Below are 1,436 nucleotides of genomic sequence, written 5' to 3' on the forward strand. Positions count from 1 at the left end.
GGATCGTGCCCCGAGCCGTGGTGTAGCTCTGTCGGTGTGATCACCGCGATCCCCGGCTGGGCCGGATCTGGTCAGGCTGCCACGGCGGGCAGGCCGACGAGGGCATCATCGCTGAGCGGCGCGATGCTTTCCAGGGTCATGTAGCGCGAGCGCTGGACCGCCCATTCATCGGACTGCTCGAGCAGGATGGCGCCGACGAGCCGGGTGACGGCGGTCTCGTTCGGGAAGATGCCGACCACCTCGGTGCGCCGCTTGATCTCGCGGTTGACGCGCTCAATCGGATTGACCGAGTGCAGCTTCACCCGATGCGCCGCCGGGAAGCTCATGTAGGCCAGCACGTCGTCCTCGGCGTGGTCCATCAGCTCGGCCAACTTCGGCAGCTTCGGCCGCAGCTGATCGGAGACCTTGCGCCACTGCGCCTTGGCGGCTGCGGCGTCGTCCTGGGCGAAGGCAGTGGCCATCAGCGCCGAGACCACGCGCCGCCCGCTCTTGCCGGCGTGGGCGAGGGCGTTGCGGGCAAAGTGCACACGGCAGCGCTGGTGGGTGGCGTTCAGCACCCGCGCGGCGGCGACCTTGAGGCCTTCGTGCGCGTCGGAGACGACCAGCTTCACGCCGCGCAGCCCGCGCCGGGCCAGCTTGCGCAGAAACTCGATCCAGAAGGTCTCTGCTTCGGAGGGGCCAATGTCCATGCCCAGCACCTCGCGGCGGCCGTCCGTGTTGACGCCGACCGCGACCGTCACCGCCATCGAGACCACCCGGCCGGCCTGGCGCACCTTCACGTAGGTGGCATCGATCCAGCAGTAGGGCCACTCGCCTTCGATGGGCCGCTCCAAGAAGGCCTTCACCCGCTCATCAATCTCCTCGCACAGCCGGCTGACCTGGCTTTTGGAGATGCCGCTCATCCCCATCGCCCGGACCAAGTCGTCCACCGAGCGCGTTGAGACGCCCTGGATGTAGGCTTCCTGGATCACCGCGGTGAGTGCCTTCTCGGCCAGCCGCCGAGGCTCGAGGAAGAACGGGAAGTAGCTGCCTTTCCTGAGTTTCGGGATCCGCAGCTCGACGGTCCCGGCGCGGGTCTCCCAGTCGCGCTCACGGTAGCCGTTGCGTTGGACGAGCCGCTCGGGGCTCTTCTCGCCGTGCGCCGCGCCAGTGATCTGGCCCACCTCCAGCTCCATCAGCCGTTCGGCGGCAAAGCCGATCATCTCGCGCAGCAAATCCACGTCCGCGCTCTTCTCCAGCAGCCCGCGAAAGGCAATCATGTCGTCGGTCATCTTCGGTCCTTGGTCCTGGGGTTGTGCTCAGCAAACCCAACCCTAACCGAAGATCGCGGATGACCACCCCGCTACGCCGCTCGCTCGCTACGGCGCCTTGTGACGGCGCGCTTCGCGAGCGGCTCCGCTACCGACCAGCTACACCACAAGCGGGGACACGACCCC

At 67.7% G+C, this 1,436-nt stretch carries 1 protein-coding gene; it reads right to left on the reverse strand.

The annotated features are described in order from the left end of the window. Positions 1–71: 71 nt before the first annotated feature. Entirely contained in the window at positions 72–1,271 is a 1,200-nt protein-coding gene (locus ACKUB9_RS34270) for an IS256 family transposase (protein WP_407531160.1), read from the reverse strand. Positions 1,272–1,436: the final 165 nt, after the last annotated feature.

The sequence above is a fragment of the Methylobacterium oryzisoli genome, from assembly GCF_046557895.1.
GTDB classification, from domain to species: Bacteria; Pseudomonadota; Alphaproteobacteria; order Rhizobiales; family Beijerinckiaceae; genus Methylobacterium; species Methylobacterium oryzisoli.

Bases quoted from the DNA above. Each gene is read 5' to 3' on its own strand.
- ACKUB9_RS34270 (WP_407531160.1), bottom strand. From the start codon at position 1,271: ATGACCGACGACATGATTGCCTTTCGCGGGCTGCTGGAGAAGAGCGCG.